At 54.6% G+C, this 25,191-nt stretch carries 27 protein-coding genes; 21 read left to right on the top strand and 6 right to left on the bottom strand.

The genetic code is table 11. The annotated features are described in order from the left end of the window. Window positions 1-20: 20 nt before the first annotated feature. The gene (locus NMC31_RS18500; RefSeq protein WP_253898767.1) at window positions 21-647 is read right to left on the bottom strand and encodes a lysoplasmalogenase; all 627 of its coding nucleotides are present in this window, start codon (window positions 645-647) and stop codon (window positions 21-23) included. Between the two features lie 135 nt (window positions 648-782). On the opposite strand from NMC31_RS18500, the gene NMC31_RS18495 reads away from it, so the two are divergent. Then, the gene (locus NMC31_RS18495; protein ID WP_149464189.1) at window positions 783-1,151 is read left to right on the top strand and encodes a DUF2500 domain-containing protein; all 369 of its coding nucleotides are present in this window, start codon (window positions 783-785) and stop codon (window positions 1,149-1,151) included. Window positions 1,152-1,241: 90 nt separating this feature from the next. On the opposite strand, the gene NMC31_RS18490 is transcribed toward NMC31_RS18495, so the two are convergent. Together NMC31_RS18490 and rsmD are read right to left on the bottom strand one after the other, a co-directional pair. Next, window positions 1,242-1,514 (bottom strand): DUF1145 family protein, encoded by a 273-nt coding sequence (locus NMC31_RS18490; RefSeq protein ID WP_149464098.1) that lies wholly within the window; start codon window positions 1,512-1,514, stop codon window positions 1,242-1,244. Further along, window positions 1,504-2,100: a 16S rRNA (guanine(966)-N(2))-methyltransferase gene (rsmD, locus tag NMC31_RS18485; protein ID WP_253898766.1), complete on the bottom strand. Its 597-nt coding sequence runs from the start codon at window positions 2,098-2,100 to the stop codon at window positions 1,504-1,506. Before rsmD ends, NMC31_RS18490 begins: the two co-directional genes overlap by 11 nt. 192 nt (window positions 2,101-2,292) lie before the next feature. Between rsmD and ftsY the strand changes: the two genes are divergently transcribed. The 7 genes from ftsY (at window position 2,293) to NMC31_RS18450 (ending at window position 9,118) form a co-directional block, all read left to right on the top strand. Then, complete coding sequence (gene ftsY, locus NMC31_RS18480) at window positions 2,293-3,897, top strand: signal recognition particle-docking protein FtsY (RefSeq protein ID WP_253898765.1); 1,605 nt, start codon at window positions 2,293-2,295, stop codon at window positions 3,895-3,897. A gap of 2 nt (window positions 3,898-3,899) precedes the next feature. After that, window positions 3,900-4,568 (top strand): cell division ATP-binding protein FtsE, encoded by a 669-nt coding sequence (gene ftsE, locus NMC31_RS18475; RefSeq protein WP_015962623.1) that lies wholly within the window; start codon window positions 3,900-3,902, stop codon window positions 4,566-4,568. Continuing rightward, on the top strand, window positions 4,561-5,616 hold the full coding sequence (ftsX, locus tag NMC31_RS18470) for a permease-like cell division protein FtsX (RefSeq protein WP_149464101.1): 1,056 nt from the start codon (window positions 4,561-4,563) through the stop codon (window positions 5,614-5,616). The genes ftsE and ftsX overlap by 8 nt, the downstream gene beginning before the upstream one ends. Before the next feature lie 243 nt (window positions 5,617-5,859). Next, window positions 5,860-6,714, top strand: a complete 855-nt coding sequence (rpoH, locus tag NMC31_RS18465; RefSeq protein ID WP_015962625.1) for an RNA polymerase sigma factor RpoH — start codon at window positions 5,860-5,862, stop codon at window positions 6,712-6,714. 339 nt (window positions 6,715-7,053) lie between these two features. Next, window positions 7,054-8,157 (top strand): branched chain amino acid ABC transporter substrate-binding protein LivJ, encoded by a 1,104-nt coding sequence (gene livJ / locus NMC31_RS18460; protein ID WP_149464102.1) that lies wholly within the window; start codon window positions 7,054-7,056, stop codon window positions 8,155-8,157. A gap of 151 nt (window positions 8,158-8,308) precedes the next feature. After that, entirely contained in the window at window positions 8,309-8,578 is a 270-nt protein-coding gene (locus NMC31_RS18455) for a type II toxin-antitoxin system TacA family antitoxin (RefSeq protein ID WP_149464103.1), read from the top strand. Between the two features lie 3 nt (window positions 8,579-8,581). Beyond that, window positions 8,582-9,118 carry a GNAT family N-acetyltransferase gene (locus tag NMC31_RS18450; RefSeq protein WP_253898764.1) on the top strand — a complete coding sequence of 179 codons (537 nt, stop codon included), beginning with the start codon at window positions 8,582-8,584 and terminating at the stop codon, window positions 9,116-9,118. Here the strand turns inward: NMC31_RS18450 and panM are convergent. Further along, window positions 9,084-9,467 carry an aspartate 1-decarboxylase autocleavage activator PanM gene (gene panM, locus NMC31_RS18445; protein WP_253898763.1) on the bottom strand — a complete coding sequence of 128 codons (384 nt, stop codon included), beginning with the start codon at window positions 9,465-9,467 and terminating at the stop codon, window positions 9,084-9,086. The genes NMC31_RS18450 and panM overlap by 35 nt on opposite strands. A gap of 420 nt (window positions 9,468-9,887) precedes the next feature. Between panM and livK the strand changes: the two genes are divergently transcribed. The 10 genes from livK (at window position 9,888) to ugpQ (ending at window position 20,000) form a co-directional block, all read left to right on the top strand. Beyond that, a complete protein-coding gene (livK, locus tag NMC31_RS18440; protein WP_108476795.1) occupies window positions 9,888-10,997 on the top strand; it encodes a high-affinity branched-chain amino acid ABC transporter substrate-binding protein LivK in 1,110 nt (369 codons plus the stop codon). Window positions 10,998-11,051: 54 nt separating this feature from the next. Further along, entirely contained in the window at window positions 11,052-11,978 is a 927-nt protein-coding gene (livH, locus tag NMC31_RS18435) for a high-affinity branched-chain amino acid ABC transporter permease LivH (RefSeq protein ID WP_149464107.1), read from the top strand. Beyond that, a complete protein-coding gene (locus NMC31_RS18430) occupies window positions 11,975-13,252 on the top strand; it encodes a high-affinity branched-chain amino acid ABC transporter permease LivM (protein ID WP_253898762.1) in 1,278 nt (425 codons plus the stop codon). Before livH ends, NMC31_RS18430 begins: the two co-directional genes overlap by 4 nt. Then, on the top strand, window positions 13,249-14,016 hold the full coding sequence (gene livG, locus NMC31_RS18425) for a high-affinity branched-chain amino acid ABC transporter ATP-binding protein LivG (protein WP_015962634.1): 768 nt from the start codon (window positions 13,249-13,251) through the stop codon (window positions 14,014-14,016). Before NMC31_RS18430 ends, livG begins: the two co-directional genes overlap by 4 nt. Before the next feature lies 1 nt (window position 14,017). Next, entirely contained in the window at window positions 14,018-14,731 is a 714-nt protein-coding gene (livF, locus tag NMC31_RS18420; protein ID WP_015962635.1) for a high-affinity branched-chain amino acid ABC transporter ATP-binding protein LivF, read from the top strand. A 289-nt stretch (window positions 14,732-15,020) separates the two neighbouring features. Then, window positions 15,021-16,337, top strand: coding sequence for a sn-glycerol-3-phosphate ABC transporter substrate-binding protein UgpB (ugpB, locus tag NMC31_RS18415; protein ID WP_253898761.1), 1,317 nt, complete (start codon window positions 15,021-15,023; stop codon window positions 16,335-16,337). A 124-nt stretch (window positions 16,338-16,461) separates the two neighbouring features. Beyond that, the gene (gene ugpA / locus NMC31_RS18410; RefSeq protein WP_253898760.1) at window positions 16,462-17,349 is read left to right on the top strand and encodes a sn-glycerol-3-phosphate ABC transporter permease UgpA; all 888 of its coding nucleotides are present in this window, start codon (window positions 16,462-16,464) and stop codon (window positions 17,347-17,349) included. After that, the gene (gene ugpE, locus NMC31_RS18405) at window positions 17,346-18,191 is read left to right on the top strand and encodes a sn-glycerol-3-phosphate ABC transporter permease UgpE (protein ID WP_253898759.1); all 846 of its coding nucleotides are present in this window, start codon (window positions 17,346-17,348) and stop codon (window positions 18,189-18,191) included. The genes ugpA and ugpE overlap by 4 nt, the downstream gene beginning before the upstream one ends. A gap of 1 nt (window position 18,192) precedes the next feature. Then, entirely contained in the window at window positions 18,193-19,263 is a 1,071-nt protein-coding gene (locus NMC31_RS18400; protein ID WP_253898758.1) for a sn-glycerol-3-phosphate import ATP-binding protein UgpC, read from the top strand. Continuing rightward, on the top strand, window positions 19,260-20,000 hold the full coding sequence (gene ugpQ / locus NMC31_RS18395) for a glycerophosphodiester phosphodiesterase (protein ID WP_149464114.1): 741 nt from the start codon (window positions 19,260-19,262) through the stop codon (window positions 19,998-20,000). Before NMC31_RS18400 ends, ugpQ begins: the two co-directional genes overlap by 4 nt. On the opposite strand, the gene NMC31_RS18390 is transcribed toward ugpQ, so the two are convergent. Next, on the bottom strand, window positions 19,997-20,437 hold the full coding sequence (locus NMC31_RS18390) for a DUF2756 family protein (RefSeq protein ID WP_253898757.1): 441 nt from the start codon (window positions 20,435-20,437) through the stop codon (window positions 19,997-19,999). The two genes, ugpQ and NMC31_RS18390, sit on opposite strands and share 4 nt — an antisense overlap. A gap of 124 nt (window positions 20,438-20,561) precedes the next feature. On the opposite strand from NMC31_RS18390, the gene ggt reads away from it, so the two are divergent. Then, window positions 20,562-22,310 carry a gamma-glutamyltransferase gene (gene ggt, locus NMC31_RS18385; protein ID WP_436650708.1) on the top strand — a complete coding sequence of 583 codons (1,749 nt, stop codon included), beginning with the start codon at window positions 20,562-20,564 and terminating at the stop codon, window positions 22,308-22,310. 56 nt (window positions 22,311-22,366) lie between these two features. On the opposite strand, the gene yhhY is transcribed toward ggt, so the two are convergent. Beyond that, window positions 22,367-22,870 (bottom strand): N-acetyltransferase, encoded by a 504-nt coding sequence (gene yhhY / locus NMC31_RS18380; protein WP_149464117.1) that lies wholly within the window; start codon window positions 22,868-22,870, stop codon window positions 22,367-22,369. Between the two features lie 446 nt (window positions 22,871-23,316). On the opposite strand from yhhY, the gene NMC31_RS18375 reads away from it, so the two are divergent. Together NMC31_RS18375 and NMC31_RS18370 are read left to right on the top strand one after the other, a co-directional pair. Beyond that, complete coding sequence (locus NMC31_RS18375) at window positions 23,317-24,354, top strand: oxidoreductase (RefSeq protein WP_149464118.1); 1,038 nt, start codon at window positions 23,317-23,319, stop codon at window positions 24,352-24,354. Between the two features lie 120 nt (window positions 24,355-24,474). Next, on the top strand, window positions 24,475-25,170 hold the full coding sequence (locus NMC31_RS18370) for a pirin family protein (protein ID WP_149464119.1): 696 nt from the start codon (window positions 24,475-24,477) through the stop codon (window positions 25,168-25,170). Window positions 25,171-25,191: the final 21 nt, after the last annotated feature.

Genomic DNA, 25,191 nt, shown 5'->3' with positions numbered 1-25,191 from the left:
CTCCAGAGTCAAGAGCCATTTTACAGATAGAGTGCGCGGACGATCAAAAAGTGTCCGGCGAAGTAGCAGGCCGACGAAATGGCGTTATCGGCGCGGAAGCGATAGCGATAGTGGCTGACCAGCCAGACGATATTCCCCAGCAACAGTAGAGCAGCGCCCACGAAGCCCGAAAGCGCCGGGCTGGTAGGACGCAGGAACCACAGTTCACCTGCCAGCCAGACCATGACCAGTGTCATGGCGATAAAGGTGGCGACCGGGATACGCAGCTCTTCCAGTTTGCTCCAGATAACCGCCAGCAGCAGTGCGCCAATCACTAACAGCACCAGCGGCAGCGGCCAGAAAATGCTGAGCGTCATTTGGCTGGCAAACCAAATGGTGTACAGCAGATGCGACAGGAAGAATGCGCCAATGGCATAAAGCAGGCGCTGGCGCGGCAGTAGCGTTAGCGCATCGCCAACCAGAGAGGCACACAGACCTGCAACCACCAGATAGCCAATCGCCTCAAACATCGGCGCTTGCCAGGCAAGGAACAGAAGAAGAATGAGCGTAACCGGTTTAAATACCCAGCGCTGCCAGACCGGGCCACGGTAGGACGCATCGACATAAAGCCATGCCGATAAGCAAACAGCAATAAACGACCAAAGCATATTAAGTCCCTGTTATCATTAATTAGGTATTACACGCGTAGTCTTGGTCTTCAGTGTAGTGTTCATGAGCGCCTAATGACAATCGCCTTCCATGCCGTATCGCCCGAATTCCGTAAATTCCTATGAGATGTGATGATGAGTAAGATGCCGTTATTTTTTGTCGTCGTGGTCGCAATTATCGTGATTGCTGCGTCGTTTCGCTATGTGCAGCAGCGGCGGGAGAAGCAGGAAAACGAGGCTGCGCCGCTGATGCAAAAACGCGTCACGGTCAGTAACAAGCGGGAAAAAGTGCTTAACGATCGCCGCTCGCGCCAGCAAACGGAAATCCCGGCGGGCAGTTCAATGCGCTATGACGTGAGCTTTAAGCCGGAACAGGGCGGGCTGGAGATGCATTTTCGCCTCGACGGCGCGCAGTATCATGCGCTGACGGTGGGCGATAAAGGGGTGCTGAGTTATAAAGGTTCGCGGTTTGTGACGTTTGAGGCAGAGAGTTTGGGGCAGTGATGTCGGGTGGCGCTACGCTTACCCGACCTACGGTTTGCACTCATTTGTAGGCCGGATAAGCGTCAGCGCCATCCGGCAAAAAACCGCACATTACTTCTTCTTCGGCGTGATTTTTTTCTGCCACACCAGCAGTTCAAAAACGCCAAACAGGAAGATTCGCACCTTCTCTGCTTTGGTCATCTGCGGGCCATCTTTCGGAATGGTGGACTGCAATAACGCCAGTTGCATACCGTGCATCAGCACCATAAACACCAGCGCGACGTTAACGAAAATATTCAGCGGGCGCGGGAAGGGCTGGAAAAGATTGAGCAGCAAAAACGCCCACACGCACAGCATCAGTAACCGACCGAAATTAATCAGCATCCTTTTCTCCTTGTGCTTCACGATGGTACAGGCGGTATGCGACCTGACCGGCGACTTTTTCACGGTGTAGTTCCCAGCTTACCGGCACCGCTGGCAGGCCATTTTCCACTTCGCTTTCAACGTAGATAAGCGCATCGTCCGCCAGCCAGCCGTTGTTCTCCAGCAGGGTGAGCGTTTCAGCGAGCAGCCCTTTACGGAACGGCGGATCGACAAAAACGATATCATGCGGCGTGCCTGGCTGGTTGAGGAATGAGAGCGTATTCGTATTCACGACTTTGCCCTGATTCGCCTTCAGCGTGGCGAGATTTTTCTGCAACTGCTGGGCGACCTGTTTGTCCATCTCCAGCAGTGTTGCGCCCGCCGCATAGCGCGAGAGCGCTTCCAGCCCGAGCGCGCCGCTTCCGGCGAAGCAGTCCAGACACTGGGCATCGACCATGGATGGCGCCAGCCAGTTAAACAGGGTTTCACGCACGCGATCGGTGGTAGGACGCAGGCCGGGGCTGTCCGGAACCGGTAATTTTCGGCCACGCCACTGGCCGCCGATAATCCGGATCTGGCCGCTGCCCGCAGAGGTTGGTTTCTTCATTTTATTGCTCAGGTCGCTCTTTTGGCCTGCTATTCTAACGATCTGCTTACTTCGGCGAAACCTTAATCCGCAGGCGGTGATGCGCGCCGCGTTAAGTGGTAGACTAACCGACTAATTTCATCATTATTTTAGCTTTCGCCCCTGTTATGGCGAAACAGCGCCATAAATAAACCGCGAGGAGTTAAGTCGCAAATGGCAAAAGAGAAGAAACGTGGCTTTTTTTCCTGGCTGGGCTTTGGGCAAAAAGAACAGCAGCAGGACGTTGAATCTGAACAAAAAATCGAAGAACAGGCGGCGGTAGATGCGCAGCCTGCGCAGGACGATGCAGCGATTGTTGACGCGCCTGTTGAGCACACTCAGCAGGAGAGCGAAGCGTTCGCCGCCGAGGTGGTTGAGGTTACCGAAGAGGTTGTGGAACGCGAAAAGCCGCAGCCCGTTGAGACGGTTGAGCCTGAAGTCGTGCCAGAAGCGGTGATTGAGCATGAAGAGCTGCCGCTGCCGGAAGAGATTGCGCAAGACATTGCTGAGCCGGAAGTTCAGCCGGAAGAGGTTATCGTTGAAGAGGTGATTGAGCCTGTTCAGGAGGCCGAACCGCGGGTTGAAGAGGTCGCGGTTGTTGAACCGGTGGTTGAAGAGCCCGTCGTTGAAACGCCTGTTGCTGAAGAGCCTGTCGTAGAAACAGCGGTTGCTGAAGAGCCCGCAGCCGTAGAGCCTGTCGCCGAAGAAATCCTCGTCGAAGACGAGCCGGTAATTAGCGATGAAGAGCTCGACACACAGGCGTTGGCCGCGGCAGATGCCGCAGAAAACGCTATCGACGACGAAGCCACTGAAGCGCAGCAGGAACAGCCTGAGCAACAGGAACAAGAAAAACCGACCAAAGAAGGTTTCTTCGCGCGCCTGAAGCGCAGCTTACTGAAAACAAAAGAAAACCTCGGTTCCGGATTTATCAGTCTGTTCCGTGGCAAGAAAATCGACGATGATCTTTTTGAAGAGCTGGAAGAACAGCTGTTGATTGCCGACGTCGGCGTGGAAACCACCCGTAAAATCATCAGCAGCCTGACCGAAAGCGCCAGCCGCAAACAGCTTCGTGATGCCGAAGCCCTGTACGGCCTGCTGAAAGATGAAATGGGCGATATTCTCGCAAAAGTGGATGAACCGCTTAATATTGAAGGCAAAACCCCGTTCGTCATTCTGATGGTTGGCGTCAACGGCGTGGGTAAAACCACCACCATCGGTAAGCTGGCGCGTCAGTTCGAGCAGCAGGGCAAATCGGTGATGCTGGCGGCGGGCGATACCTTCCGCGCAGCAGCGGTGGAACAGCTTCAGGTGTGGGGCCAGCGTAACAATATTCCGGTGGTCGCGCAGCACACGGGCGCGGACTCCGCATCAGTGATTTTCGATGCTATTCAGGCGGCGAAGGCGCGTAACGTCGATGTACTTATCGCCGATACCGCAGGGCGTTTGCAGAACAAATCGCACCTGATGGAAGAACTGAAGAAAATTGTCCGTGTCATGAAAAAGCTCGACGTTGAGGCTCCGCATGAAGTGATGCTGACGATTGACGCCAGCACCGGTCAGAACGCCATTAGCCAGGCCAAATTGTTCCATGAAGCCGTTGGCCTGACGGGGATTACGCTCACCAAACTGGACGGTACGGCGAAGGGTGGGGTTATCTTCTCTGTGGCTGACCAATTCGGTATTCCGATTCGTTATATCGGCGTCGGCGAACGTATCGAGGACTTGCGTCCGTTTAAAGCGGGCGATTTTATTGAGGCACTTTTTGCCCGAGAGGACTAACAATGATTCGCTTTGAACACGTCAGCAAAGCCTATCTCGGCGGGAGACAAGCGTTGCAGGGAGTGACCTTCCACATGCAACCAGGCGAGATGGCATTCCTGACCGGCCATTCCGGCGCAGGGAAAAGTACCCTGCTGAAGCTTATCTGTGGAATTGAACGGCCCAGCGCCGGGAAAATCTACTTCAGCGGGCACGATATCAGCCGTCTGAAAAACCGCGAGGTGCCGTTCCTGCGTCGCCAGATCGGCATGATTTTCCAGGATCACCATCTGCTGATGGACCGCACCGTGTTTGATAACGTGGCGATCCCGCTGATTATTGCCGGAGCAAGCTATGATGATATCCGCCGCCGCGTCTCAGCGGCACTGGATAAAGTCGGGCTGCTCGACAAAGCGAAAAACTTCCCGATTCAACTTTCTGGCGGTGAGCAGCAGCGCGTGGGTATTGCCCGTGCGGTGGTGAACAAACCTGCCGTTCTGCTGGCGGATGAACCAACGGGTAACCTCGATAACGCGTTGTCGGAAGGCATTTTGCGCCTGTTCGAAGAGTTTAACCGCGTTGGCGTAACGGTATTGATGGCGACCCACGACCTGGGCCTCATCTCCAGCCGCGCTTACCGTATGCTGACGCTGAGCGACGGCCATTTGCATGGAGGCCACACGGGTGAATAAACGCGAAGCAATGAATCACATCCGCCAGTTCGGCGGCAGGCTGGATCGTATTCGCCAATCGGTGGGTAAAGGCGGCGGTGGGCGTAACGCGCCAAAACGCCCGAAAGCCGCACCGAAACCGGCTAACCGCAAAACGAATGTGTTCAATGAGCAGGTGCGTTATGCCTGGCAGGGCGCATTACAGGACCTGAAAAGTAAACCGTTCGCCACGTTCCTGACGGTGATGGTGATCGCCATCTCCCTGACTCTGCCCAGCGTGTGCTACATGGTCTACAAGAACGTGAACACGGCGGCATCTCAGTATTATCCGTCGCCCCAAATTACGGTCTATCTGCAAAAAACGCTGGATGACGATGCGGCAGCGCGCGTGGTCGCGCAGTTGCAGGCGGAGCAGGGCGTCGAGAAGGTAAACTACCTCTCCCGTGATGAAGCGTTGGGTGAATTCCGCAACTGGTCCGGCTTCGGCGGGGCGCTGGATATGCTTGAAGAGAACCCGTTGCCTGCGGTGGCGGTGGTGATACCGAAACTTGATTTCCAGGGCACTGACTCGCTCAATACCCTGCGTGACCGTGTGGCGCAGGTAGATGGCGTGGACGAAGTGCGTATGGATGATAGCTGGTTTGCACGTCTGGCGTCGCTGACCGGGCTGGTGGGCCGCGTATCCGCTATGATCGGCGTGCTGATGGTGGCGGCGGTATTCCTCGTCATCGGAAACAGCGTGCGCCTGAGCATCTTTGCCCGTCGCGATACCATTAACGTGCAGAAATTGATTGGCGCAACGGATGGTTTCATCCTGCGTCCGTTCCTTTATGGTGGCGCGCTGCTCGGTTTTTCCGGCGCATTTCTTTCACTGATTCTGTCAGAAATTTTGGTGATGCGGCTCTCTTCCGCGGTGACAGAAGTGGCGCGTGTTTTCGGAACTCAGTTTGAACTCAGTGGCTTATCCTTCGATGAGTGCCTGTTACTGCTGCTGGTTTGCTCGATGATTGGCTGGATTGCGGCATGGCTTGCCACCGCACAACATTTACGTCGATTTACTCCCGAGTAATAAAGTTCTGTTATACTCTTCCCCTGCTACGAGTTCCCGTTAGCAGGGGATACGTTCCACTCTTACCCTTCCCCTGCCCTCGCTTATCGAGTGTCACATTTTGTGCGTAATCTATTCACAGTGTTGCATTGAACTTGTGGATAAAATCACTGTCTGATAAAAGAGTGAATGATAATCTCGTTGCTCAAAAGCTCTGGCACGGTTGTTGCTCAACGGCCAGACGATATTGATTGAGAGGATTGAATGACCAAAGAAATGCAAAATTTAGCTTTAGCCCCTGTTGGTAACCTGGAGTCTTACATCCGGGCTGCGAACGCATGGCCGATGTTGACGGCTGATGAAGAGCGGGCGCTCGCTGAAAAGCTGCATTACCAGGGCGATCTGGAAGCAGCTAAAACGCTGATCCTGTCTCACCTGCGCTTTGTTGTTCATATCGCTCGTAACTACTCGGGCTATGGCCTGCCGCAGGCGGACTTGATTCAGGAAGGTAATATCGGCCTGATGAAAGCCGTTCGTCGCTTCAACCCTGAAGTGGGCGTGCGTCTGGTCTCTTTCGCCGTACACTGGATCAAAGCGGAAATTCACGAATACGTGCTGCGTAACTGGCGTATCGTGAAAGTCGCAACGACCAAAGCACAGCGTAAGCTGTTCTTTAACCTGCGTAAAACCAAGCAGCGTCTGGGCTGGTTCAACCAGGATGAAGTCGAGATGGTCGCGCGCGAACTGGGCGTATCCAGCAAAGATGTCCGTGAAATGGAATCCCGTATGGCGGCACAAGACATGACCTTTGACATGTCTTCCGACGACGAGTCCGACAGCCAGCCAATGGCGCCGGTGCTTTATCTGCAGGATAAAACGTCTAACTTTGCCGACGGCATCGAAGACGATAACTGGGAAGAGCAGGCTGCCAACAAGCTGACTGACGCGATGATGGGTCTGGACGAACGTAGCCAGGACATTATCCGCGCGCGCTGGCTGGACGAAGACAACAAGTCGACGTTGCAGGAACTGGCCGATCGTTACGGCGTTTCCGCTGAACGTGTACGTCAGTTGGAAAAGAACGCGATGAAAAAACTGCGCGCCGCGATTGAAGCGTAACCGCGCAACGCGTTAAGCAGTACCCGATAACCCCTGGATGCGAGTCCGGGGGTTTTTGTTTTTATATCGTGCATATTCTTAGGCAGGGCGGATAAGCGAAGCGCCATCCGGCAATCGCTATCGGCACTAAGAATGTCATAAATCTGTTACACCCCTTCCAAATTTCTCGTTTCAAAATCCGAAAAATGGGGTATGTTTTTAGCAGACTATGCTGCTATGACACCGCATGCATCGGTTATTACTACTATCATATGCTTATCTTATAGATAAAAGCAGAATAACGTGTCGCACAACAACATCATAACAAATACAATCACCATAACAATGGGGAACCTCAGGATGAACATGAAGGGTAAAGCGTTACTGGCAGGATGTATTGCGCTGGCGTTCAGTAACATGGCTTTCGCAGAGAACATTAAAGTCGCGGTTGTGGGCGCGATGTCTGGCCCGGTTGCGCAGTATGGCGACCAGGAGTTTACCGGTGCTGAGCAGGCGGTTGCGGATATCAACGCCAAAGGCGGCATCAAAGGTAATAAGCTGCAAATCGTAAAATATGATGATGCCTGTGACCCGAAACAGGCGGTCGCGGTAGCGAACAAAGTGGTTAACGATGGCATCAAATATGTTATCGGCCACCTTTGCTCTTCTTCCACTCAGCCCGCTTCTGATATCTACGAAGATGAAGGCATTCTGATGATCACCCCGGCGGCGACCGCTCCGGAGCTGACCGCCCGCGGTTATCACTTGTTACTGCGTACCACCGGCCTGGACTCAGACCAGGGCCCAACCGCGGCAAAATACATTCTCGATAAAGTGAAGCCGCAGCGTATCGCTATCGTGCACGATAAACAGCAGTACGGTGAAGGTCTGGCACGCGCGGTGCAGGACAACCTGAAGAAAGGCAACGCCAACGTGGTCTTCTTTGACGGCATTACCGCAGGCGAGAAAGACTTCTCGACCCTGGTCGCGCGCCTGAAGAAAGAGAACATCGACTTCGTTTATTTTGGCGGCTATCACCCGGAGATGGGGCAGATCCTGCGTCAGTCTCGCGCGGCAGGCCTGAAAACCCAGTTTATGGGGCCGGAAGGTGTGGCGAACGTTTCGCTGTCTAACATCGCGGGCGATTCTGCGGAAGGTCTGTTAGTGACCAAGCCGAAGAACTATGACCAGGTTCCGGCAAACAAACCGATTGTGGATGCGATTAAGGCGAAGAAACAGGACCCGAGCGGCGCGTTCGTGTGGACCACCTATGCTGCGCTGCAATCACTGCAGGCGGGCCTGAATCAGTCTGAAGACCCGGCGGAAATCGCCAAATACCTGAAAGCGAACTCCGTAGAAACCGTAATGGGGCCGCTGTCATGGGATGAGAAGGGCGATCTGAAAGGCTTCGAGTTCGGTGTGTTTGACTGGCATGCTAACGGTACGGCGACTGACGCGAAATAAGGTTATTCCATTGAATAATGGGCCTCGGTTTATGACCGGGGCTTTTTTATGCCTGCTTTTAATACAACTATTGCCAACATTGTTAACTGGCGTATAGTTATTTGTACGGTGATTTTCCGTACAAATTGAAGTTGAACATTAAGAGGCTGTTATGTCAGCACTAAAAAAACAGCGAATCGATCTCCGGTTAAGTGATGATGATAAAAGCATGATTGAGGAAGCTGCGGCGATCACCAATCAGTCCGTGACTCAGTTCATGCTGAACAGCGCCTCGGAAAGGGCGGCGGCTGTCATCGAAGAGCATCGACGCATTGTCTTAAACGAAGACTCCTGGAAGAGCGTGATGGATGCACTTGATACGCCTCCGGAGCCGAATGAAAAACTGAAACGCGCGGCGAGACGTCTTTTAGACATGGAGTAGAGCGTGCAAGATCTGATTATTGAGATTCTCCAGGATGACGTGGAGTATGACTGGCGTCAGTTTGATTGCGGCGAGGCGTCGTTGAATCTCTTTCTAAAAGAGCATCTGCGCCGCCAGCATGATGGCAAAGTCTTGCGTGGTTATGTGCTCAGAAGGGGTAATGAGGTGCTAGGGTACTACACCTTATCTGGCAGCTGTTTTGAGCGCATGGCGCTGCCTTCCAAATCAGGGCAAAAGAAAATACCTTATCGAAATATCCCAAGTGTTACGTTGGGTCGACTGGCGGTAGACAAATCACTGCAGGGAGAAGGCTGGGGTTCGCTGCTGGTGACGCATGCCATGAAAGTGGTGTATCAGGCCTCACAGGCCGTGGGGATTTATGGCCTGTTTGTAGAAGCGTTGAATGATAAAGCCCATGCTTTTTATCTTTCACTGGGCTTTATCCCGCTGGTTCGGGAAAATCGTCGGGCGCTGTTTTATCCTACCCAATCAATCGAGAAACTGTTTACCGCTTCTCCCACCCATCCGCCTGTGCCGTAAAGCCCAGCGCCTGCATAAATGCCGCCATTGCGCCGCGGTCTTCCACGCCGATATCCGCCATCCACCAACTGGATGCTTGCGCGTTATCCGCCAGCGTTTCTTCCAGCAGATATTGCCCCACGCCGCGTCGGCGGGTGATTTCGCGCACGCTAAGGGAGTCGAGCGTCGCCTGAGTGCCTTCAAGCGTGACGCGCACGGCGCCGAGCAGACGCTCGTTAAAGCGCGCGGCATAAATACGATGGTTGTCATCAAGGGTGAGCGTGTCGATGTCGTACTCCGGCCATATTTTTGCCAGATCGAGACGATCCTGTTCGCTGAAGTGCTGTAAGCGGATGATGGTCAGTTTCATTCGAAAAAATCCTGCCAAAACGGGTAACTGAGTGTACCTAATTTTCCTTTCAGGGCGATTCTGTTTTTTATCCATTCATTAGCTGATTAATTTTTTTAGACAGATAAAGGCAGTTTTATTCAATATGGATTGAAAAACAGGCAGTGTTTTACCCTGAAAAGTAGTGATTTATTCCGCCTTATGTACCGTTATTTTATGCTGAATTCTGGACTTTTTTTGTTTATCTCGGCAGAAATACAGAATATTATCTCTGCTTAATAGACTGAAAAATAGAGATTTTAGTCTGGTTATGGCCAAAAAACTGCGCTAAACCATTAAAGAGACTGGTAAAAATAGCGTTGTTTAAAAAAAGAACAAAGTGCGTTTTAACCATAAAACTACAAAATAAATAAATCACGTCACGAGTGGGGATCCATAAAAATGAGACCGAATGCGAAAACAGCGATCGCAGGATTGATCGCACTGGCAATGTCGCATGTTGCGATGGCAGAGGATATTAAAGTGGCTGTTGTCGGCGCGATGTCTGGCCCGGTCGCCCAGTGGGGTGACATGGAGTTCAACGGCGCGCGTCAGGCGATTAAAGACATCAACGCCAAAGGCGGTATTAAAGGCAATAAACTGGTTGGCGTGGAGTATGACGACGCGTGCGACCCGAAACAGGCCGTTGCCGTGGCTAACAAAATCGTCAATGACGGCATTCAGTACGTTATCGGTCACCTTTGCTCCTCCTCGACGCAGCCGGCTTCCGACATCTATGAAGATGAAGGCATTCTGATGATCACGCCGGGCGCAACCAACCCGGAACTGACACAGCGTGGCTATCAGCACATCATGCGCACCGCCGGTCTTGACTCCTCTCAGGGCCCGACCGCCGCGAAATATATTCTGGAGAAGGTGAAACCGCAGCGTATCGCTATCATCCACGACAAACAGCAGTACGGTGAAGGCCTGGCGCGTTCCGTGCAGGATGGTCTGAAAGCGGGTAAAGCCAATATCGTCTTCTTCGACGGTATTACTGCGGGTGAGAAAGATTTCTCGGCGCTGATCGCACGTCTGAAAAAAGAGAATATCGATTTCGTTTACTTCGGCGGCTACTACCCGGAAATGGGGCAAATGCTGCGCCAGGCGCGTTCCGTCGGCCTGAAAACCCAGTTTATGGGGCCGGAAGGCGTGGGCAACGCATCACTCTCTAACATCGCGGGCGATGCCGGAGAAGGCATGCTGGTGACTATGCCGAAACGCTATGACCAGGAACCGGCCAACAAAGCGATTGTGGATGCACTGAAGGCGCAGAAGAAAGATCCGAGCGGCCCGTATGTGTGGATCACCTACGCGGCGGTGCAGTCTCTGGCAACTGCGATGGAGCGTACCGGCAGCGAAGAGCCGCTGGCGCTGGTAAAAGATTTGAAAGCAAACGGTGCGAACACCGTGATTGGGCCGCTGAAATGGGATGAAAAAGGCGATCTGAAGGGATTTGAATTTGGTGTCTTCCAGTGGCACGCCGACGGCTCATCAACCCCGGCGAAGTAACTGTCATCCCACCCTCCGGGCGCAACACCCGGAGGGGTTGAAAAAGGTCATTCTATGTCAGAGCAGTTTCTCTATTTCATGCAGCAGATGTTTAACGGCGTTACGCTGGGAAGCACCTATGCATTGATCGCCATCGGTTACACCATGGTTTACGGCATTATCGGCATGATTAACTTCGCCCACGGCGAGGTGTATATGATCGGCAGCTATGTCTCTTTTATGATCATCGCCGCCCTGATGATGATGGGGATTGATACCAGCTGGCTGCTGGTTGCCGCCGGGTTTATCGGTGCGATTATTATCGCCAGCGCCTACGGCTGGAGTATTGAACGTGTCGCCTATCGGCCGGTGCGTAACTCTAAGCGCCTGATCGCGCTCATCTCTGCCATCGGGATGTCCATCTTCCTGCAAAACTACGTTAGCCTGACAGAAGGCTCGCGTGACGTCGCGCTGCCAAGCCTGTTTAACGGTCAGTGGACGATTGGCAGCAGCGAAAACTTCTCGGCCAGCATCACTACCATGCAGCTGGTTATCTGGATCGTGACCTTTATTTCCATGCTGGCGCTGACGCTGTTTATCCGCTATTCCCGCATGGGCCGCGCCTGTCGTGCCTGTTCGGAAGACCTGAAAATGGCGAGCCTGCTGGGTATCAACACTGACCGCGTGATTGCACTCACCTTCGTGATTGGTGCGGCGATGGCGGCGGTGGCGGGCGTGCTGCTCGGCCAGTTCTACGGCGTGATTAACCCGTATATCGGCTTTATGGCCGGGATGAAAGCCTTCACCGCGGCAGTGCTGGGCGGGATCGGCAGTATTCCTGGCGCGATGATTGGCGGCCTGATCCTCGGTATCGCCGAGGCGCTCTCTTCTGCTTATTTGAGTACTGAATATAAAGATGTGGTGTCATTTGCCCTGCTGATTCTGGTGCTGCTGGTGATGCCGACCGGTATTCTGGGTCGTCCGGAGGTAGAGAAAGTATGAAACCGATGCATTTTGCAATGGCGCTGCTCTCTGCCGTCATGTTCTTTATTCTGGCGGGCGTCTTTATGGGCGTTCAGTTACAGTTGGATGGCACCAAACTGGTGGTGGGCTCAGCGGCGGATATTCGCTGGCAGTGGGTTTACATCGGCACGGCAGTGGTTTTCTTCTTCCAGTTGCTGCGCCCTGTCTTCCAGAGCACCCTGAAAAACGTCTCCGGGCCGAAGTTTGTTCTGCCGGCGATTGACGGCTCCACCGTTAAACAGAAGCTGTTCCTCGTGGCGCTGCTGGTGATTGCCGTGGCATGGCCGTTTATGGTCTCGCGCGGTACGGTGGATATCGCCACCCTGACCATGATTTACATTATTCTCGGCCTCGGTCTGAACGTGGTTGTTGGCCTCTCTGGCCTGCTGGTGCTGGGCTACGGCGGTTTTTACGCCATTGGTGCGTACACCTTTGCGCTGCTGAATCACTATTACGGCCTTGGTTTCTGGACCTGTTTACCGCTGGCGGGGCTGGTTTCTGCGGCGGCGGGCTTCCTGCTCGGCTTCCCGGTACTGCGCCTGCGCGGTGACTATCTGGCGATTGTCACTTTAGGTTTTGGGGAGATCGTCCGTATTCTGCTGCTCAATAATACCGAAGTGACTGGTGGCCCGAACGGTATCAGCCAGATTCCTAAACCGACTTTCTTCGGCCTGGAGTTCAGCCGTTCCGCGCGCGAAGGCGGCTGGGATACCTTCAGCAATTTCTTTGGTGTGAAGTATGATCCGTCCGATCGCGTGATCTGGCTCTATCTGGTGGCGCTGCTGCTGGTGGTGTTCTCGCTGTTCGTGATTAACCGCCTGCTGCGTATGCCGCTGGGCCGTGCGTGGGAAGCGCTGCGTGAAGATGAAATCGCCTGCCGCTCCCTGGGCCTGAGCCCGACGCGTATCAAGCTGACGGCCTTTACCATCAGCGCCGCGTTCGCCGGTTTTGCCGGTACGCTGTTTGCCGCGCGTCAGGGCTTTGTCAGCCCGGAATCGTTCACCTTCGCCGAATCTGCGTTTGTGCTGGCCATTGTGGTACTGGGTGGGATGGGCTCGCAGTTTGCCGTTATTCTTGCGGCCATCCTGCTGGTGGTCTCGCGTGAACTGATGCGTGACTTTAACGAATACAGCATGTTAATGCTGGGTGGTTTGATGGTGCTGATGATGATCTGGCGTCCGCAGGGCTTGCTGCCAATGACCCGTGTGCAGATGAAGTTGAAAAACGGGAAAGCGAAAGGAGAGCAGGCATGAGTCAGCCATTATTATCCGTTAGCGGTCTGATGATGCGTTTTGGCGGCCTGCTGGCGGTCAATAACGTCAATCTGGAGCTGCACCCGCAGGAGATCGTCTCTCTGATTGGCCCGAACGGTGCGGGGAAAACCACGGTCTTTAACTGCCTGACCGGTTTCTACAAACCGACGGGTGGCACCATCATGCTGCGCGACCAACACCTGGAAGGGTTGCCGGGGCAGCAAATCGCCCGCATGGGCGTGGTGCGTACCTTCCAGCACGTGCGCCTGTTCCGTGAAATGACGGTAATTGAAAACCTGCTGGTGGCGCAGCATCAGCAATTGAAAACCGGCGTTTTCTCTGGCCTGCTGAAAACCCCGTCATTCCGCCGCGCTCAGAGCGAAGCGCTCGATCGCGCCGCGACCTGGCTTGAGCGTATTGGCCTGCTGGAACACGCTAACCGTCAGGCCAGTAACCTGGCGTACGGTGACCAGCGTCGTCTGGAGATTGCCCGCTGCATGGTCACGCAGCCGGAAATTCTGATGCTCGATGAGCCTGCTGCGGGCCTCAACCCGAAAGAAACCAAAGAGCTGGACGAACTGATTGCCGAACTGCGTAACGCACACAACACCACCATTTTGCTGATTGAGCATGACATGAAGCTGGTGATGGGCATTTCGGACCGCATCTACGTGGTGAATCAGGGCACGCCGCTGGCGAACGGTACGCCGGAGCAAATTCGTAACAACCCGGACGTCATCCGTGCGTATTTAGGTGAGGCATAAAATGGAAAAAGTCATGTTGTCTTTTGACAAGGTCAATGCCCACTACGGCAAGATCCAGGCGCTGCATGAGGTGAGTCTGCATATCAACCAGGGCGAAATCGTCACCCTGATTGGCGCCAACGGCGCGGGGAAAACCACGCTGCTGGGAACATTATGTGGTGACCCGCGCGCCACCAGCGGGCGCATCGTCTTTGATGATAAAGACATTACCGACTGGCAGACGGCGAAAATCATGCGCGAAGCGGTGGCGATTGTCCCGGAAGGGCGTCGCGTCTTCTCGCGCATGACGGTGGAAGAGAACCTGGCGATGGGCGGCTTCTTTGCCGAACGCGATCAGTTCCAGGAGCGTATTAAGTGGGTATATGAACTCTTCCCGCGTCTGCACGAGCGCCGAATCCAGCGTGCGGGTACGATGTCCGGCGGTGAGCAACAGATGCTGGCGATTGGTCGCGCGCTGATGAGCAACCCGCGCCTGCTGCTGCTGGATGAGCCGTCGCTCGGCCTGGCGCCAATCATCATTCAGCAGATATTCGACACCATCGAACAACTGCGCGAACAGGGGATGACCATCTTCCTCGTCGAACAGAACGCCAACCAGGCGCTGAAACTCGCTGACCGCGGCTACGTGCTCGAAAACGGTCACGTGGTGCTCGAAGATACCGGCGATGCGCTGCTGGCGAACGAAGCAGTGAGAAGCGCGTATTTGGGCGGGTAACGCACATGCCCGGTGGCGCTGCGCTTACCGGGCCTACAATTTCAATACTCATCAGGCCGGGTATGGCGACGTCGCCACCCGGCTTTATTGTGCCTGAATCGTATTTATACGTGCCCCACCTCCCATTTTCCTGTCACCGCAGCGTCATCGTCTTGCCATCCCTCTGACGCCTGACTATCTTTTTTTTGTAATAAAAACGTTATTTTTCTGTAATTCGAGCATGTCATGTTACCCCCGCGAGCATAAAACGCGTGAAATCGCGCATTCGAAACAACAAGAGAGATAATCAATGAAACTGTTACGACATACAGCCTCAGGATTGGCGCTCAGCCTGGTATTTGTTGGCCAGGCACTGGCAGTGACTAACATTCCGTTCTGGCATTCGATGGAAGGGGAGTTGGGTAAAGAAGTTGATTCTCTGGCGCAGCGTTTCAATGCCGCCAACCCGGATTACAAAATTGTGCCCATCTATAAGGGTAACTACGAACAGAACCTGAGTGCGGGTATCGCCGCGTTCCGTACCGGGAATGCCCCGGCGATTTTGCAGGTGTATGAAGTGGGCACCGCCACGATGATGGCGTCGAAAGCCATCAAGCCGGTGTATGAAGTGTTTAAAGACGCCGGGATTAATTTCGATGAGTCGCAGTTTGTGCCGACGGTATCCGGTTACTACTCTGACGCGAAAACCGGGCATCTCCTTTCTCAGCCGTTTAACAGCTCAACGCCTGTCCTCTACTACAACAAAGACGCCTTCAAAAAAGCGGGTCTGGACCCGGAACAGCCGCCGAAAACCTGGCAGGACTTAGCGGCCTATACCGAAAAACTGAAAGCGGCGGGGATGAAGTGCGGCTACGCCAGCGGCTGGCAGGGATGGATCCAACTGGAAAACTTCAGCGCCTGGAACGGCCTGCCGTTTGCCAGCAAAAACAACGGTTTTGATGGTGCGGATGCGGTGCTGGAATTCAATAAACCGGAACAGGTGCAACACATTGCGCTGTTGCAGGAGATGAACAAGAAGGGCGATTTCAGCTACGTCGGCCGTAAAGACGAATCGACCGAGAAGTTCTATAACGGCGATTGCGCGATTACTACCGCCTCTTCCGGCTCGCTGGCGAATATCCGTCAGTACGCCAAATTTAACTACGGTGTGGGCATGATGCCGTACGATGCGAACGCCAAAGACGCGCCGCAGAACGCCATTATCGGCGGGGCAAGCCTGTGGGTGATGCAGGGCAAAGATAAAGAAACCTACACCGGCGTGGCGAAGTTCCTCGAATTCCTGGCGAAGCCGGAAAATGCCGCCGAGTGGCATCAGAAAACCGGTTATCTGCCAATCACCACCGCGGCGTATGACCTGACCCGCGAACAGGGCTACTACGACAAGAACCCGGGCGCGGATACCGCGACGCGTCAGATGTTGAACAAGCCGCCGCTGCCGTTCACCAAAGGGCTGCGTCTGGGCAACATGCCGCAAATTCGCGTCATTGTCGATGAAGAGCTGGAAAGCGTGTGGACCGGGAAGAAAACCCCACAGCAGGCACTGGATTCTGCCGTCGAGCGCGGGAATCAGATGCTGCGCCGCTTTGAGAAATCGACGAAGTCTTAATCCGTACTTTCCCCCTCACCCTAACCCTCTCCCCAGGGGAGAGTGGACAGATCGGCGCGTTTTTTCACCCTCTCCCTCAGGGAGAGGGCCGGGGTGAGGGGCAAATTCAACCAAGAGTCCAACTATGTCATCATCCCGTCCGGTGTTCCGCTCGCGCTGGCTGCCTTATTTGCTGGTTGCCCCGCAGTTGGTTATCACCGTTATTTTCTTTATCTGGCCTGCGGGCGAAGCGCTGTGGTACTCGCTGCAAAGCGTCGATCCGTTTGGTTTTTCCAGCCAGTTTGTCGGCCTGGATAACTTCGTCACCCTGTTCCAGGACAGCTACTATCTCGATGCTTTCTGGACGACGATCAAATTCAGCACCATGGTGACCGTCAGCGGCCTGGTGATTTCGCTTATTTTTGCCGCGCTGGTGGAATACATCGTGCGCGGCAGTCGGTTGTATCAAACGCTGATGCTGCTGCCTTACGCCGTCGCGCCCGCCGTCGCCGCCGTGTTGTGGATTTTCCTCTTCAACCCAGGACGCGGGTTGATCACCCATTTCCTCGCCGAATTTGGCTACGACTGGAACCACGCGCAAAACAGCGGTCAGGCGATGTTCCTTGTGGTGTTCGCCTCGGTGTGGAAGCAAATCAGCTACAACTTCCTGTTCTTCTACGCCGCGCTGCAATCCATTCCGCGTTCGCTGATAGAGGCGGCGGCCATTGATGGCGCCGGCCCGATTCGCCGTTTCTTTAAGCTCGCCCTGCCGCTGATTGCGCCGGTGAGTTTTTTCCTGCTGGTGGTGAACCTGGTCTACGCCTTCTTCGACACCTTCCCGGTGATTGATGCCGCGACGGCGGGCGGGCCGGTGCAGGCGACGACCACGCTGATTTATAAAATTTACCGCGAAGGTTTTACCGGGCTGGATCTCTCGGCCTCCGCCGCGCAGTCGGTGGTGCTGATGTTCCTCGTCATCGTGCTGACGGTGGTGCAGTTCCGCTATGTGGAAAGTAAGGTGCGTTACCAATGATTGAGAACCGTCCGGGGCTGACGATATTCAGCCATACGATGTTGATTATGGGAATTGCGGTCATTCTCTTCCCGCTGTACGTCGCCTTCGTGGCGGCGACGCTGGATGATCAGGCGGTATTTGCCACGCCAATGACGCTGATACCAGGGACGCATCTGCTGGAAAATGTGCACCACATCTGGGTGAACGGTGTTGGCGTGAACAGCGCACCGTTCTGGCGAATGATGCTGAACAGTTTTGTGATGGCCTTCAGTATAACGGTGGGCAAAATCACCGTCTCGATGCTCTCTGCGTTTGCGATTGTTTGGTTTCGCTTTCCGCTGCGTAACCTCTTTTTCTGGATGATTTTTATCACGCTGATGCTGCCGGTTGAAGTGCGTATCTTCCCGACGGTAGAGGTCATTGCCAACCTGAAGATGCTGGATAGCTACGCCGGGCTAACGCTGCCGTTAATGGCCTCGGCAACCGCGACGTTCCTGTTTCGTCAGTTCTTTATGACGCTCCCGGACGAACTGGTGGAAGCCGCGCGTATTGATGGCGCCTCGCCGATGCGTTTCTTCCGCGACATTGTCTTCCCGCTGTCGAAAACCAATCTGGCGGCGCTTTTCGTGATCACCTTTATCTATGGCTGGAACCAGTATCTGTGGCCGCTGCTGATCATCACTGATGTGGATCTCGGCACCACCGTTGCGGGTATCAAAGGCATGATCGCCACCGGCGAAGGCACAACCCAATGGAACCAGGTGATGGCAGCGATGTTATTAACGCTTATCCCACCCGTGGTGATTGTTTTAGTGATGCAGCGTGCCTTTGTACGCGGTTTAGTGGACAGTGAGAAATAAGATGGCAGGACTGAAATTACAGGCAATAACCAAAAGCTGGGATGGCAAAACCCAGGTCATTAAACCGCTGACGCTGGACGTGGCCGATGGCGAATTCATCGTGATGGTTGGGCCGTCCGGCTGCGGGAAGTCTACGCTGCTGCGCATGGTCGCCGGGCTTGAACGGGCGACCAGTGGCGATATCTGGATTGACGGCAAGCGTGTGACCGAAATGGAGCCGAAAGATCGCGGCATTGCGATGGTGTTCCAGAACTACGCTCTCTACCCGCATATGAGCGTAGAAGAGAACATGGCGTGGGGGTTGAAAATTCGCGGCATGGGTAAACGGCAGATTGCTGAGCGGGTGAAAGAGGCCGCGCGTATTCTGGAGCTGGACGGCCTGCTCAAGCGTCGCCCGCGCGAGCTTTCTGGCGGTCAGCGTCAGCGCGTGGCGATGGGCCGCGCAATTGTGCGCGACCCAGCGGTGTTCCTGTTCGATGAGCCACTCTCGAATCTGGATGCCAAGCTGCGTGTGCAGATGCGCCTTGAGCTGCAACAACTGCATCGCCGCCTGAAAACCACTTCGCTGTACGTGACCCACGATCAGGTTGAGGCGATGACCCTCGCCCAGCGGGTGATGGTGATGAACGGCGGCGTTGCCGAACAGATTGGTACGCCGGTTGAAGTGTACGAAAAACCCGCCAGCCTGTTTGTGGCGAGCTTTATCGGTAGCCCGGCGATGAACCTGCTGGCCGGGCGTATCAACAACGAAGGCACGCACTTTGAACTGGAAGAGGGCCTGACGATACCGTTGAAGGGTGAGGCTCGCCAGCACGCCGGGCGTAAAATGACGCTCGGTATCCGCCCGGAGCATATTGCGTTAAGCTCGCAGGCGGAAGGCGGCATACCGTTGGTGATGGACACGCTGGAGATGCTCGGTGCGGATAACCTCGCACATGGTCGCTGGGGCGCGCAAAAGCTGGTGGTGCGTCTGTCTCATCAGGAACGCCCGACGGCGGGCAGCACGCTGTGGCTGCATGTGCCGGACAATCATTTGCATCTTTTTGATGGCGAAACAGGACAAAGAATATGAGTAACTGGCCTTATCCCCACGTTGCGGCCCATCGTGGCGGCGGCAGACTGGCCCCGGAAAACACGCTGGCGGCGATTGATGTGGGGGCGCGATACGGTCACACCATGATTGAGTTCGACGTAAAATTGTCGAAAGACGGCGAAATTTTCCTGCTGCACGACGATAACCTCGAACGCACCAGCAACGGCTGGGGCGTAGCGGGGGAACTGAACTGGCACGATTTACTGCGCGTGGATGCGGGTGGCTGGTTTAGCGGTGAATTCAAAGGTGAACCGCTACCGCTGCTCTCGCAGGTGGCGGAACGTTGTCGTGAATACGGGATGATGGCGAACATCGAAATCAAACCGACCACCGGAACCGGGCCACTCACAGGGAAAATCGTGGCGCTGGCGGCGCGTGAACTGTGGGCGGATATGACGCCGCCGCTGCTCTCATCGTTTGAAATTGATGCGCTGGAAGCGGCACAGGAGGTTGCACCGGAATTGCCGCGCGGCTTACTGCTTGATGAATGGCGTGATGACTGGCGTGAACTGACCACGCGGCTGGGCTGCGTATCGATTCACCTCAACCACAAACTGCTGGATGAAGCGCGCGTGGATGCCCTGCGTGAGGCGGGTCTGAAGATTCTGGTGTACACGGTGAACAGGCCCCAGCGCGCATCACAACTGCTGCGCTGGGGCGTGAACTGCATCTGCACTGATGCCATTGATATTATCGGCCCGGATTTCCAGCCTTAGGGCAAATTCGTTTTCACCGGCAGATTCGGATTGTTATTCAGCATGTCGCCGTTTTGCCGTTGCGGCAGCATATGTTGCTGATTATTCAGCATCGAATCGCTATTGCGTGATGCCCCGCCCTGGTTCAGCATCCCGCCGTTAGTATTGGGGAGCATTTGCTGACCGGCGGGGTTTCGCTCCCCCGGCTGGGCCTGCTGGATACGCTGCCTGTCATTATTCATCTGCGTTTGTAATTGCTGCTGCTGGACGCGTGTCTGCGTCTGTAACTGCTGATTCAGCATCCCTTTCTGCTGCACCTGCTGCGATTTCATTTGGGTCTGTAACCGCTGCTGGCTCGGAATTTTGTAATCCGGCAGATTGGGGTTGTTGGTGGTATTAAGCGGCTGCGCTGAAGCGGCAAACGGAAGCAGTGCCGCCAGAATCAATAATCGTTTCATTGTCTCTCCTCCCTTCTGAGGGATCACTTAAGTTTACCTCGTTTTCGCCATAACGATGATTATTTAGGAGTTTTGAACCAGGCTTAAACGGGACCTGTTACCCCAATTTTGGAGAACAACGATGATGAAACAGACGATTGCGCGTTGGCTGGCGATTGCTGCGCTGACCGCCGGAGGGAGTTTTGCCGTGGCGGCAGCGACGACCGAGCCTGCTGCACCACCGGTATCTTATGGCGTAGAGGAAGATGTTTTTCACCCGGTGCGCGCGCATCAGGGGATGGTGGCGTCGGTGGACGCGCTCGCCACCCAGGTCGGGGTGCAAATCCTGAAAGAGGGCGGTAATGCCGTTGATGCGGCCGTGGCGGTGGGGTATGCGCTGGCGGTGACGCATCCGCAAGCCGGGAACCTGGGCGGCGGTGGATTTATGCTGCTGCGCACCAAAGACGGGAAGACAACGGCTATCGACTTCCGTGAAATGGCCCCCGCCCAGGCTACGCGCGATATGTTCCTCGATGATCACGGCAACCCGGACAGCAAAAAATCGCTGACCTCACATCTGGCCTCCGGCACGCCGGGCACGGTGGCGGGTTTCTCACTGGCGCTGGAAAAGTACGGCACGCTGCCGCTCAATAAAGTGGTTCAGCCCGCGTACAAACTGGCGCGCGATGGCTTTGTGGTGAACGACGCGCTGGCCGACGATCTCAAAACCTACGGCAGTGAAGTCATTCCCAACCATGAAAACAGTAAAGCGATTTTCTGGAAAGACGGTGAGCCGCTGAAAAAGGGCGACAAGCTGGTACAGAAAGATCTGGCGAAAAGCCTGGAGATGATTGCTGAAAACGGCCCGGATGCGTTTTATAAAGGTGTTATCGCCGATCAGATTGCCGACGAGATGCACAAACACGGTGGGCTTATCACCAAAGCGGATCTTGCGGAGTACAAAGCGGTAGAGCGCACGCCAATCAGCGGTGATTATCGCGGTTATCAGGTCTTCTCGATGCCGCCGCCGTCTTCTGGTGGGATCCACATTGTGCAAATCCTCAATATTCTCGAAAATTTCGACATGCATAAATATGGCTTTGGCAGCGCTGACGCCATGCAGGTGATGGCGGAAGCTGAGAAGCGCGCCTATGCGGATCGCTCGGAATATCTTGGCGACCCCGATTTTGTGAAGGTGCCGTGGCAGGCGCTGACCAGCAAAGCCTATGCGAAGTCGATAGCCGAACAGATTGACGTCAACAAGGCGAAACCCTCCAGCGAAATTCGTCCTGGCAAGCTCGCGCCTTACGAGAGTAATCAAACCACCCATTTCTCAGTGGTGGATAAAGACGGTAACGCGGTGGCGGTGACCTATACACTGAACACCACCTTCGGTACCGGGATTGTTGCCGGGAACAGCGGCATTCTGATGAATAACCAGATGGATGATTTCTCCGCCAAGCCAGGCGTGCCGAACGTTTATGGTCTGGTCGGCGGTGACGCGAACGCGGTTGGGCCGAAGAAGCGTCCGTTGTCGTCGATGTCGCCAACGATTGTGGTGAAAGACGGCAAAACCTGGCTGGTTACCGGTAGCCCTGGCGGCAGCCGGATTATCACCACGGTGCTGCAAATGGTGGTGAATACCATCGATTATGGGATGAATGTCGCCGAAGCCACTAACGCACCGCGATTCCACCACCAGTGGCTGCCGGATGAACTGCGCGTGGAGAAGGGCTTTAGCCCGGATACGTTGAAGTTGCTTGAGCAGAAGGGGCAGAAAGTGGCCCTGAAAGAGGCGATGGGCAGTACGCAGAGCATTATGGTAGGGCCAGATGGCACGCTGTATGGCGCGTCTGACCCGCGTTCGGTGGATGATTTGGCGGCGGGGTACTGAATTTAACCCCCCTCACCCTAACCCTCTCCCTGTGGGAGAGGGCCGGGGTGAGGGCATCAGGCCGCACGAACGCCTTTCACTCGCGCCATAAAATACGCATCCACATATTCGCCGTTGCGCAGCCCGTACTTCTTCCCGGTGCCTTCAATTTCAAATCCGTGCTTCTTATACACCGCAACCGCCGGGGCGTTATCGACAAACACGGTGAGCTCTATACGCTCTACGCGCAGCCAGTTGTCGCACATATCAATCATCTCGCGCACTAACGCACTGGCGACGCCGCGGTTTTGCCAGCCAGCATCAACGCAAATGCCGAAATCGGCCACATGGCTGCGACGTGGGCGTTGCGCTACGTCGATACACAGATGCCCGACCACCGTGTCGTCAATGCAGGCGACCAGCTGCTTGATGCCGGGCTGGTCGGCGAGACGCGCTTCCCACATTTGCTCAGAAGGATGGGGAACCTGTAGCGTGTTGTAATACACCTCCGGTTGGGCGTGGATCTGCCGAATGGCAGCGTAATCTTTAGGTTCCGCGTGGCGTATTACTATCTCACTCATTCCTTGTTTCCTCTGTGGGGGGATTATCCCTTTCAACATCATTGACTTTAAAAGCGGAGTCAACTGACATTTTTTGCAAAAAGTGTTGGACAAGTGCGAATGAGAATGATTATTATTGTCCTGCATTCAGGAAGACCCCTGAGGGAGAACCTGAAAGCACGACATTGCTCACATTGCTTCCAGTATTACTTTAGCCAGCCGCGTGCTGGCTTTTTTTTTGGGGATTGTTCCAGCCTGGCTTACTTGCCATTTTGTTCCCGGGCTGTGCTCGCCATCCTCAGTACATTAAGTACGCTCCGGTTGCTGCGCGCAGGCCGTGAACAAACTGGCTGCGACGCCGACGGCTGGTGCACGGGCATTGGTGTCATTCCTTGTCCAAACTTCCTCATTTTGTCTCTCTTCGCTTTGCGCTATGGTGTAACCAGATACCTTTAAAGGACGACATCATGGCCCTACATTGTGCATTCATTGGTTTTGGTAAAAGCACCACCCGCTATCATCTTCCCTATGTTCTGAACCGCAAAGACAGCTGGCACGTGGCGCATATCTATCGTCGCAGCGCGAAGCCGGAAGAGCAGCATCCGCAGTATTCTCACATTCACTTCACCAGCGACCTGGATGAAGTGCTCAATGACCCCGAAGTGAAGCTGGTGGTGGTGTGTACCCACGCTGATAGCCACTTCGACTACGCGAAGCGCGCGCTGGAAGCCGGGAAAAACGTGTTGGTCGAAAAGCCGTTCACCCCCACGCTTGCCGAAGCGAAAGAACTGTTTGCGCTGGCGAAAAGCAAAGGGCTGACCGTTACGCCATATCAGAACCGTCGCTTTGACTCCTGCTTCCTGACTGCGAAAAAGGCGATTGAGAGTGGCAAGCTCGGCGATATCGTGGAAATCGAAAGCCACTTTGACTATTTCCGCCCGGTTGCGGAAACCAAACCAGGGTTACCGCAGGACGGCGCGTTTTATGGCCTTGGCGTGCATACGATGGATCAGATTATTTCCCTGTTTGGCCGCCCGGATCACGTCGCTTATGACATCCGTAGCCTGCGTAATAAAGCCAACCCGGACGACACCTTTGAAGCGCAGCTTTTCTACGGCGATCTGAAGGCCATCGTCAAAACCAGCCACCTGGTGAAAATCGATTACCCGAAATTTATCGTGCACGGCACCAAAGGCTCGTACCTGAAATACGGCATCGACCAGCAGGAAACCAGCCTCAAAGCCAATATTATGCCGGGTGAACCGGGCTTTGCGGCTGATGACTCCATTGGGCAGCTTGAGTACGTTAACGATGAAGGCGTGACGGTAAAAGAAGAAGTCAAACCGGAAACCGGCGACTATGGCCGCGTCTACGATGCGCTGTATCAAACCCTTACTCAGGGCGCGCCGAATTACGTCAAGGAATCTGAAGCTCTGGCGAATCTTGAGATCCTCGAACGTGCCTTCGAACAGGCTTCACCAGCCACGATTGCCCTCGCCAGATAAGATGTTACGACTCCTCTATTCTTGTTCACATTTTTTGAACAGAGGAGTCAATTTTCACCCACTATCATCCCAGGCGGTTTAGGGCCACACTTACTCCATCAAAACATGAGGGGGTAACAAATGATTTTCTTACGCAAAGCAAATGAACGTGGTCATGCAAATCATGGTTGGCTGGATTCCTGGCATACCTTCTCGTTTGCTAACTATTACGACCCGAATTTTATGGGCTTCTCGGCACTGCGCGTCATCAACGATGACGTGATTGACGCAGGCCAGGGGTTCGGTACGCACCCGCATAAAGATATGGAAATTTTGACCTATGTACTGGAAGGCGCCGTTGAACACCAGGACAGCATGGGCAACAAAGAACAGGTTCCGGCGGGTGAGTTCCAGATTATGAGCGCGGGTACCGGTGTACGTCACTCCGAGTACAACCCAAGCAACACTGACCGTCTGCGTCTGTATCAAATCTGGATCATTCCAGAAGAAACCGGTATTACGCCGCGCTACGAACAGCGTCGCTTTGATGCCGAGCAGGGTAAACAACTGGTGCTGTCACCGGATGCGCGTGAGGGTTCGCTGAAAGTGCACCAGGATATGGAACTTTACCGCTGGGCGCTGGCGAAAGATGAACAGTCGGTGCATCAGATTGCCGCTGACCGCCGCGTGTGGATTCAGGTGGTAAAAGGTAACGTCACCATCAATGGTACCAAAGCCACCACCAGCGATGGCCTGGCGATTTGGGATGAGCAGGCGATTTCTGTTCATGCTGACAGCGAAAGCGAAATTCTGCTCTTCGATCTGCCGCCAGTATAATAACGCGTAAATAAATAAGAG

The organism is Pseudocitrobacter vendiensis (assembly GCF_943590815.1).
Classification (GTDB): Bacteria; Pseudomonadota; Gammaproteobacteria; order Enterobacterales; family Enterobacteriaceae; genus Pseudocitrobacter; species Pseudocitrobacter vendiensis.
This window is presented reverse-complemented; position numbering and strand designations above follow the sequence as displayed.

What these genes read in the sequence shown, in the direction of transcription:
- NMC31_RS18500 (WP_253898767.1), bottom strand. Translation starts at nt 647, where the DNA reads ATGCTTTGGTCGTTTATTGCTGTTTGCTTATCGGCATGGCTTTATGTC.
- NMC31_RS18495 (WP_149464189.1), top strand. Translation starts at nt 783, where the DNA reads ATGAGTAAGATGCCGTTATTTTTTGTCGTCGTGGTCGCAATTATCGTG.
- NMC31_RS18490 (WP_149464098.1), bottom strand. Translation starts at nt 1,514, where the DNA reads ATGCTGATTAATTTCGGTCGGTTACTGATGCTGTGCGTGTGGGCGTTT.
- rsmD (WP_253898766.1), bottom strand. Translation starts at nt 2,100, where the DNA reads ATGAAGAAACCAACCTCTGCGGGCAGCGGCCAGATCCGGATTATCGGC.
- ftsY (WP_253898765.1), top strand. Translation starts at nt 2,293, where the DNA reads ATGGCAAAAGAGAAGAAACGTGGCTTTTTTTCCTGGCTGGGCTTTGGG.
- ftsE (WP_015962623.1), top strand. Translation starts at nt 3,900, where the DNA reads ATGATTCGCTTTGAACACGTCAGCAAAGCCTATCTCGGCGGGAGACAA.
- rpoH (WP_015962625.1), top strand. Translation starts at nt 5,860, where the DNA reads ATGACCAAAGAAATGCAAAATTTAGCTTTAGCCCCTGTTGGTAACCTG.
- livJ (WP_149464102.1), top strand. Translation starts at nt 7,054, where the DNA reads ATGAACATGAAGGGTAAAGCGTTACTGGCAGGATGTATTGCGCTGGCG.
- NMC31_RS18455 (WP_149464103.1), top strand. Translation starts at nt 8,309, where the DNA reads ATGTCAGCACTAAAAAAACAGCGAATCGATCTCCGGTTAAGTGATGAT.
- panM (WP_253898763.1), bottom strand. Translation starts at nt 9,467, where the DNA reads ATGAAACTGACCATCATCCGCTTACAGCACTTCAGCGAACAGGATCGT.
- livK (WP_108476795.1), top strand. Translation starts at nt 9,888, where the DNA reads ATGAGACCGAATGCGAAAACAGCGATCGCAGGATTGATCGCACTGGCA.
- livH (WP_149464107.1), top strand. Translation starts at nt 11,052, where the DNA reads ATGTCAGAGCAGTTTCTCTATTTCATGCAGCAGATGTTTAACGGCGTT.
- NMC31_RS18430 (WP_253898762.1), top strand. Translation starts at nt 11,975, where the DNA reads ATGAAACCGATGCATTTTGCAATGGCGCTGCTCTCTGCCGTCATGTTC.
- livG (WP_015962634.1), top strand. Translation starts at nt 13,249, where the DNA reads ATGAGTCAGCCATTATTATCCGTTAGCGGTCTGATGATGCGTTTTGGC.
- livF (WP_015962635.1), top strand. Translation starts at nt 14,018, where the DNA reads ATGGAAAAAGTCATGTTGTCTTTTGACAAGGTCAATGCCCACTACGGC.
- ugpB (WP_253898761.1), top strand. Translation starts at nt 15,021, where the DNA reads ATGAAACTGTTACGACATACAGCCTCAGGATTGGCGCTCAGCCTGGTA.
- ugpA (WP_253898760.1), top strand. Translation starts at nt 16,462, where the DNA reads ATGTCATCATCCCGTCCGGTGTTCCGCTCGCGCTGGCTGCCTTATTTG.
- ugpE (WP_253898759.1), top strand. Translation starts at nt 17,346, where the DNA reads ATGATTGAGAACCGTCCGGGGCTGACGATATTCAGCCATACGATGTTG.
- NMC31_RS18400 (WP_253898758.1), top strand. Translation starts at nt 18,193, where the DNA reads ATGGCAGGACTGAAATTACAGGCAATAACCAAAAGCTGGGATGGCAAA.
- ugpQ (WP_149464114.1), top strand. Translation starts at nt 19,260, where the DNA reads ATGAGTAACTGGCCTTATCCCCACGTTGCGGCCCATCGTGGCGGCGGC.
- NMC31_RS18390 (WP_253898757.1), bottom strand. Translation starts at nt 20,437, where the DNA reads ATGAAACGATTATTGATTCTGGCGGCACTGCTTCCGTTTGCCGCTTCA.
- ggt (WP_436650708.1), top strand. Translation starts at nt 20,562, where the DNA reads ATGAAACAGACGATTGCGCGTTGGCTGGCGATTGCTGCGCTGACCGCC.
- yhhY (WP_149464117.1), bottom strand. Translation starts at nt 22,870, where the DNA reads ATGAGTGAGATAGTAATACGCCACGCGGAACCTAAAGATTACGCTGCC.
- NMC31_RS18375 (WP_149464118.1), top strand. Translation starts at nt 23,317, where the DNA reads ATGGCCCTACATTGTGCATTCATTGGTTTTGGTAAAAGCACCACCCGC.
- NMC31_RS18370 (WP_149464119.1), top strand. Translation starts at nt 24,475, where the DNA reads ATGATTTTCTTACGCAAAGCAAATGAACGTGGTCATGCAAATCATGGT.